Origin of the sequence: Cylindrospermopsis sp. CR12 (assembly GCF_001432185.1) — a bacterium.
In the GTDB taxonomy this organism is placed as follows: domain Bacteria; phylum Cyanobacteriota; class Cyanobacteriia; order Cyanobacteriales; family Nostocaceae; genus Raphidiopsis; species Raphidiopsis raciborskii.
Genome location: NZ_LMVE01000125.1, coordinates 1 through 334, shown reverse-complemented (window position 1 = coordinate 334; position 334 = coordinate 1). Strand labels below are relative to the sequence as shown.

Below are 334 nucleotides of genomic sequence, written 5' to 3'. Positions count from 1 at the left end.
CAGCACACGGTTACTTCGGACGCTTGATATTCCAATATGCTTCATTCAACAACAGCCGTTCACTACACTTCTTCTTGGCAGCATGGCCAGTAGTAGGAATCTGGTTTACAGCACTGGGTGTAAGCACCATGGCATTCAACCTGAATGGATTCAACTTCAACCAATCCATCATTGATTCTCAAGGTCGTGTAATCGGTACATGGGCTGACGTAATCAACCGCGCTAACCTAGGTATGGAAGTAATGCACGAGCGCAATGCGCACAACTTCCCCTTAGACCTAGCTGCTGGTGAAGTAGCACCTGTAGCATTAACCGCTCCCGCAATCAACGGTTA

Annotated in this window: 1 pseudogene; it reads left to right on the top strand. The window is 47.9% G+C overall.

Annotated features, from left to right (window positions below):
• Positions 1 to 334, top strand: a pseudogene (locus tag ASL19_RS18715) (photosystem II q(b) protein); the annotation flags it as partial.